Origin of the sequence: Salinispora pacifica CNR114 (genome assembly GCF_000514775.1) — a bacterium.
Taxonomy (GTDB): Bacteria; Actinomycetota; Actinomycetes; order Mycobacteriales; family Micromonosporaceae; genus Micromonospora; species Micromonospora pacifica.
In genome coordinates this window covers 1-5,761 of the sequence record NZ_AZWO01000070.1, presented here as the reverse complement: position 1 = coordinate 5,761, position 5,761 = coordinate 1, and the positions used below count along the sequence as shown (strand labels likewise).

The window sequence follows — 5,761 nt, the reverse complement described above, 5'->3', positions numbered from 1 at the left end:
TCGTCCAGCAGTTCTTCGACGGTAACGGCGCCAGCAAGCCCCGGACGAAGTCACGCACCCGACGGCGAGGCTCCGGCCTGCGGAAACGCTGCCCGACCGTCAACATCAGGTCGTCGAACAACACCCGCCACCGCTGGGCGTCTACCCTGTATCCGGCAGCCACCGCTGCATCATGGTCAGTCCACACAACCGTCCATGATCGACGGTGGCTGCCCTCGTTCCCGCATCGCATCGAACCGCAGCTCAGCCAAGGTCAACAACCCCGGCTGGAGTACTAACCAGGAAGGACCCCGCCTATGCTGCCCGTAGACGGAAAGGCGGGGCCCCTCGTGATACCCGAGCGACGGGGATCAGCCCGGACAGCCGGGAACGTTGACGCAGTTGTTCGGCCGGTTCTTGACCACGACGGTGCCGGTGGCGGTGTTCAACTCGACCGTGCCGCCCGCCTCGTTGAAGATCCCACCGCCGTCAGTGACGGCCGTATTCTTGACGACTTTAGTGGAGTAGAGGGTAAGCGTAGCGGTGGCACCGTTGAATACGCCGGCGCCCTCGTCGGCCTGGTTATCGGAGAGTTTGGACCGCCGCACCACCGTATCGCTGAGGTTGCTGATTCCGCCACCGTCTCCTATTGCGGTGTTCCTCTCGAACCTGGCGTCTTCGGCCACGACCTGATTGTTGAGGTTTACGAAAAGCCCGCCGCCGGTGCCGCCGGCCCGATTATCCGCGACGGCTACCCGCCGCAACGTAAGCTGAGCGCCATCAGGAACGGAAATTCCCCCACCATTGTTAGCGCTGACATTGTCGACGATTTTGGAATCAGTAATCGTAGCCGCTGCTGCAAAAATGACGAGACCGCCGCCGGCATTCCCGGCGCTGTTGCCCGTGATCGCGGTCTTCGCGATGGCCGCGGATCCCACAATCGCGGCACCGCCGCCGCTGTTGATAGAAGTCTGATTATTGACAATGAGAGAATTTGTTAAATAGATTTGCCGTTGACTGTTGATGCCGCCACCGTCTATAATCGCAGAATTATAGGATATAGTGGATGAGTCGATGGATGTATTCCCGAGACTCAAAATGCCGCCACCTGAGCCTCCGGCAATGTTGCGGATGATGGTGCTGTGCTTGGTGGCCAGCGTTCCGCCGGTGTTGACAAGGATTCCTCCGCCGTTGTCGGTGGTCTGTCCGCCGGTGATGGTAAGGCGGTTGAGGGTGAGGTTTCCGCCGGCCTCAACGGTGAGAATTCTGAACAGGGGCGCTGCGGCGGCGCGTGTGATGCTGGTGTGTGTGCCACCGTTGAGAGTGATCGGGGCGGTGATCTCAGGAAGGCCGGCGCCGTCGTCGATGTCGGCGGTAAGCAGATAGGTGCACTTACTGGCAAGGTCGAGCACGGCGCCACCGCGGGCGTTGCCCAAAGTGATCGCGGCGATCAACGCGTCGGCGCTACACGGGACCGGTGTGCCCTTGCGTGTGTCCTTCTTGCCCTTGCCCTCGTAATCCTTGCTATCGGTGGAGGCGCGGTCAGGTTTTCCCCGCCGGTCGTCGGCGGCAGTGAGAATGCCGTCGTCGGCGCCGATAGCCGGCGCGCCGCCGATGCCGAGGCTGGTGGTGAGGGCCAGGCCGGTCATGCCGGCCAGCCCAACAGCCCACCACCGTGACCTCGCCCGGCGTGCACCTAGCCGGTCCGGGTCGTGTTCGTGGCGCTGATGGTTCATCGCGGTCTTGGTGTCCTTCCCCGTCACGGACGAGAACCATCACCCCAGAGGGGTGGTGTTCCTCGGCTACCAGGCAGGCGGCAGCAACCACTCCGAGCTAAACCGACACCAACCCCACCAAGACATGAACACGAAAAACATGCCCGAACGAGACACCAAGCCACCGTGGCATCAGGCACACCCCGAGAGGAAACCCCGATGACGCACGACTACCTGATTTCACTCATCCGTACCGCTGTCCCCGCCGCCGTCGGCGCCCTGCTCGCGTGGCTCGCCTCGACGGCGGGCATCGTCCTCGACGCCGACTCGTCCACCGCCCTCACGGCTGGTGTGGTGGCGCTGGCGATGGCCGGCTACTACGCGCTAGTCCGGGTGGCCGAGGCACGCTGGCCACGGCTGGGCCTCCTACTGGGTACGCCGGCCGCGCCGACGTATGAGGCGCCGGCCGCCTGGCGGCAGTAGTCCTGCCGACCTAGCCACACCCGCCGGTGGTGGTGACTCGGGGGCACCACCACCGGCGGACACCCTTCAGACACCCCCGGGGTTGATGCGGGAGAACTGAATGACCGCCTGGACTGTGCACCACGGTGACGCCCTGACGATCCTGCCCACCCTGCCCGCCGCGGCCCCGCCCTCCCGACCTGGGAAGGGCGGGGTCTTTTGCTTTGTTGGGTTCACCTTGGTGGGTCGAGGTCCCAGGTGTGTGGTCCGTTGGGTGTGTCGATCCAGAGGGTGTGGGTGCCGTCGCAATCGATGGTGAGGCCCAGGTGGTCGTGGGTGGGGCGGCCGGCGTCGGCCCACCGGCGGCATGCGCTGGCTACCGCGTTCCAGATCCGACGTGGTCCGCCTTGCGTGACGGTGACGGTCGAGCCCTGAGTGTGGATTCGGGCCCAGGAGCCGGTGTCGGCGTCGACGAGGCAGTGGACCTCTTCCCCGTCGGGGAGCAGGGTGCAGTGGTAGATGCTCGGTTCGGCGAGGCGCCACCAGAACTCACCGTGTGGGTCGCCGAACAGCGCGACGTCGCGGTGGTGGCCTGGTGATGTGGTGCCGGTGCTACCCATACACAGTGACACCATGTCCGCCACGGTCGGCCCGACCGGTCCGTCGGCGGGTCGGGCCTCGATGAACGCGGCTACCTGCGGCAGGAACCGGCCGTGACCTGTGCCAGTGTCGTCGACTCGCAGTGGTACGACGCCGTAGGACAGGTTGGCCAGGACCAGTCCGCCTGGCTTGGTTTGTCGTAGCCAAGCGGCTGGTACTCGGCGTACCGAGCAGGTGGCGATCAGCCGGTCGTAGGGTGCCCGCGCCGGGTATCCGGCCAGGCCGTCCGCGGTGACCACGGTTGGCTGGTAGCCGGCGTCGGTGAGGGCGGTGGTGGCGTTGGTGATCAGGTGTGGGTCGATGTCGATGGAGGTGACCGCTGCATCGCCGAGTAGGTGGGCCAGGAGGGCGGCGTTGTAGCCGGTGCCGGTGCCGATCTCCAGCACGGTCATGCCGGGTTGCAGGTCGAGGGCTTCCAGCATCACCGCCATGACTCCGGGCTGAGTGGATGAGCTGGTCGGCCGACCGTCCGCGCTGATTTGGGTGACGATGGCTTCGTCGCCGTAGACGGCGGCGAGGTAGGCGTCCTGGTGCTCCGGCCGAGTGGCGTGTAGCACGTCACCGATCTGCCCGTGGGAGTTCACGTCGTAGACGGCGGGGGCGAACGGGTGGCGGGCGACCGACGCGAACGCTCCCGCCACGGTGGGGTTGGTCAGGTGTCCTGTGGTGTGTAGTCGGGCGACGAGGTGTTGTCGTCGTTGCCGGTATCCGGCGTCGGTGAGGGTCACGGCGTCTCCAGGTACTCGGCGATCGCGGCGGCGATGGGTAGCTCCGTCTCGGCTTCGATCCAGGCCCACTGGCCGCCCGGGTTCACCTCTAGAAACACGTAGTCGCCGGTCGGGGTGACGATCAGGTCGATTGCGGCGAACGCGAGTCCCAAGGCGTTGGTCAGGGATAGGAGTTGGTCGGTGAGGGTGTCGGGCAGTGTGACCGGTGTGTAGGTGAGGTTGTCGTAGTCGGTGCGCCAGTCGATGTGGGCGGCGTCGGAGTGCGCGTCGATGCGGGCGGTGAACACGCGCCGTCCGATGGTGGTGACGCGTAGCTCGTGGTCTTTCGGTATTTGGTGTTGGAAGAGGTGCGCGGTGCCGGTGACCGAGTCGGTGATCTGCTCGGCGGTGACTGGGGTGGTGGCCAGTGCCATCAGGTGTCCGGTGTCGGTGTCGAGGTAGGGGCGAACGTGCAGCGGTTTGTAGATCGCCCCGTTGGGCGCGGCGGCGATGAAGGCCCGTGCTGCCGGCGCCTCGTTGGTGATCAGCGTGTGGGGGGTGGTCAGGCCGCAGCGGGCCGCGACCGCGAGTTGCACGGGTTTGTAGTCGGCTGCCGCCATGTGGTGGGGGTGGTTGACCCACCGCACTGGCAGCGCCGCCACCAGGCCACCGAATCCCATCCGGGCTTCCTGGGTAGCCCACCGCCGTTCGTAGTCGTCGAGGCCATCGGCTAGCCGGAACGGGCCGGGCCGCCGGTAGTAGACCGCGGTGACGTTCTCCAGTCGGGTTTGCCGGTGCGCGTCGGCTAGGACGCCGGACCAGCCGTCCTGGCCGCCGTTCTCCGCGGTCAGGGTGAGGAACTGGGGGAAGTCGCCGGTGTCGACGCGATGTACCTTCGCGTCACGGTTGTGCAGCGCGGTGATGACCAGGTCGGCGGTCACGTCGTGGGGTTCGGTCAGGACCAGGATCGTCATGGGTGTCAGTCCTGGTAGGTGTCCGGGGTGGAGTCGTTGAAGTTTTGGTGATCGTAGGAGGTCTTGCTGTTCGTGGCGACTTTCTGCGTGGTCTGCGGCTTACCCAGGGTGGTGCCGTCGACACCGATCATGGTCTGCGTCACCGGGTCCAGGTGGGCGTCGGTCAGGTCAACCACCGGAACCTCATCACCAACCTGCGTGGACAGTGTCAGCCCGAACGGGCGAGCCGGGCTCACCCGTCCCTGCTCGGTGCGGCTGTCGTAGAGCGGCAGCAGGCAACGGTCCGGGGCGAACGTAGTCATAGCGACCTCCATCATTTGAGGGGTTTACCTTGCGATTTGCGGTGCTCGGAACAGGTCGTGGGTGAGTAGCCCGGCGTACGCCTCCGCCCAGGGCCAGCACCGCTGCGGGGTGCCGCACACGGGGCAACGGCCGTCGACCTGCCGGTGGTCTTCAGGTCCCGCCACCAGCGGCGGACGGTCGCGTCGCCGGGCGTCAACGCCGGCTCCCGGCGCGTTGCGGTGGAGCCCAGTTGCCCTGCCCGACCGAGCCGAGGTAGTCGTAGGCGGTCTCGGTGGGCGGACACGGCCACCCGGATCGGCAGATCGGGCACCGGTCCACCCGCGGCCAGTGCTCGGCGATGATCCGCCGAGCGGACACGATCATCCGGTTTCGTAGCTGGACCGTCGACAGGCTGCCGGAGCGCGGCCGGGCGTGGGTGGCCATCACCGGGAGCATGCCCGCTGCCGGGCCAACCGGGTCATCAACGGCCGGCTGTCGAGGATCACCGTCGGCTGGTCCCACAGCGGGCGGTAGGCGCCGGCCCGCGCCGAATACGCCGTGGCAGGACCGGTCGCGTCCAGCCGTACGGGCCGGCGGCGGAGTCGGCGGAGTAGCCGGATCATGCGCGTGCTCCCTCACCCTCGATGGAGGCGAGACGGCCCGCTCGCTGGCTGTGGCCATCCCCACTTGGAAGCTTTGCGTGAGGGGGAGACTACTGCTAGGTGGTGTGTGTCCGCAGGTTTCCTGCGGACAGGCTGCGGACGGCGAACTCGACACGCCTAGCCAGGTGCTCTGTTCCGGTCGCCTCCGCGATGGCCTGTACGCCTTCGTACGCCTCAAGTGCGGCGCTGACGTCGCCGAGTTCGACCAACGTCGCCGCGAGGTCAAATCTGTAGGGGACGGTCCATGCCGCACCTTTCGCGTACGGCGGCAATCCGTGCAGGCCAGTGCGAAGGTGCTCGACTGCCAGGGCGTTGTCGCC

General features: G+C 66.5%; 7 protein-coding genes and 2 pseudogenes. 1 reads left to right on the top strand and 8 read right to left on the bottom strand.

What is annotated here, in order from left to right; all coding sequences use genetic code 11:
* Both B118_RS33755 and B118_RS0124505 read right to left on the bottom strand, forming a co-directional pair.
* A pseudogene (locus tag B118_RS33755) lies at positions 1–163 on the bottom strand (IS701 family transposase); the annotation flags it as partial.
* 187 nt (positions 164–350) lie between these two features.
* A complete protein-coding gene (locus B118_RS0124505) occupies positions 351–1,715 on the bottom strand; it encodes an autotransporter outer membrane beta-barrel domain-containing protein (protein ID WP_043542029.1) in 1,365 nt (454 codons plus the stop codon).
* Positions 1,716–1,913: 198 nt separating this feature from the next.
* Here B118_RS0124505 and B118_RS0124500 point away from each other — a divergent pair, with 198 nt between their 5' ends.
* The gene (locus B118_RS0124500; RefSeq protein WP_027646559.1) at positions 1,914–2,177 is read left to right on the top strand and encodes a hypothetical protein; all 264 of its coding nucleotides are present in this window, start codon (positions 1,914–1,916) and stop codon (positions 2,175–2,177) included.
* Positions 2,178–2,389: 212 nt separating this feature from the next.
* On the opposite strand, the gene tgmC is transcribed toward B118_RS0124500, so the two are convergent.
* The 6 genes and pseudogenes from tgmC to B118_RS0124470 all read right to left on the bottom strand — a co-directional run.
* Positions 2,390–3,544 carry an ATP-grasp peptide maturase system methyltransferase gene (gene tgmC / locus B118_RS0124495; RefSeq protein ID WP_028193647.1) on the bottom strand — a complete coding sequence of 385 codons (1,155 nt, stop codon included), beginning with the start codon at positions 3,542–3,544 and terminating at the stop codon, positions 2,390–2,392.
* On the bottom strand, positions 3,541–4,497 hold the full coding sequence (gene tgmB / locus B118_RS0124490) for an ATP-grasp ribosomal peptide maturase (protein ID WP_028193646.1): 957 nt from the start codon (positions 4,495–4,497) through the stop codon (positions 3,541–3,543). The genes tgmC and tgmB overlap by 4 nt, the downstream gene beginning before the upstream one ends.
* Positions 4,498–4,502: 5 nt before the next feature.
* The gene (tgmA, locus tag B118_RS0124485; RefSeq protein ID WP_027648955.1) at positions 4,503–4,799 is read right to left on the bottom strand and encodes a putative ATP-grasp-modified RiPP; all 297 of its coding nucleotides are present in this window, start codon (positions 4,797–4,799) and stop codon (positions 4,503–4,505) included.
* A gap of 193 nt (positions 4,800–4,992) precedes the next feature.
* On the bottom strand, positions 4,993–5,223 hold the full coding sequence (locus B118_RS0124480) for a hypothetical protein (RefSeq protein ID WP_027646984.1): 231 nt from the start codon (positions 5,221–5,223) through the stop codon (positions 4,993–4,995).
* Positions 5,223–5,402 carry a hypothetical protein gene (locus B118_RS0124475; RefSeq protein WP_027648956.1) on the bottom strand — a complete coding sequence of 60 codons (180 nt, stop codon included), beginning with the start codon at positions 5,400–5,402 and terminating at the stop codon, positions 5,223–5,225. The genes B118_RS0124480 and B118_RS0124475 overlap by 1 nt, the downstream gene beginning before the upstream one ends.
* Before the next feature lie 95 nt (positions 5,403–5,497).
* A pseudogene (locus B118_RS0124470) lies at positions 5,498–5,761 on the bottom strand (hypothetical protein); the annotation flags it as partial.

What these genes read in the sequence shown, in the direction of transcription:
- B118_RS0124505 (WP_043542029.1), bottom strand. Translation starts at nt 1,715, where the DNA reads ATGAACCATCAGCGCCACGAACACGACCCGGACCGGCTAGGTGCACGC.
- B118_RS0124500 (WP_027646559.1), top strand. Translation starts at nt 1,914, where the DNA reads ATGACGCACGACTACCTGATTTCACTCATCCGTACCGCTGTCCCCGCC.
- tgmB (WP_028193646.1), bottom strand. Translation starts at nt 4,497, where the DNA reads ATGACGATCCTGGTCCTGACCGAACCCCACGACGTGACCGCCGACCTG.
- tgmA (WP_027648955.1), bottom strand. Translation starts at nt 4,799, where the DNA reads ATGACTACGTTCGCCCCGGACCGTTGCCTGCTGCCGCTCTACGACAGC.
- B118_RS0124480 (WP_027646984.1), bottom strand. Translation starts at nt 5,223, where the DNA reads ATGGCCACCCACGCCCGGCCGCGCTCCGGCAGCCTGTCGACGGTCCAG.
- B118_RS0124475 (WP_027648956.1), bottom strand. Translation starts at nt 5,402, where the DNA reads ATGATCCGGCTACTCCGCCGACTCCGCCGCCGGCCCGTACGGCTGGAC.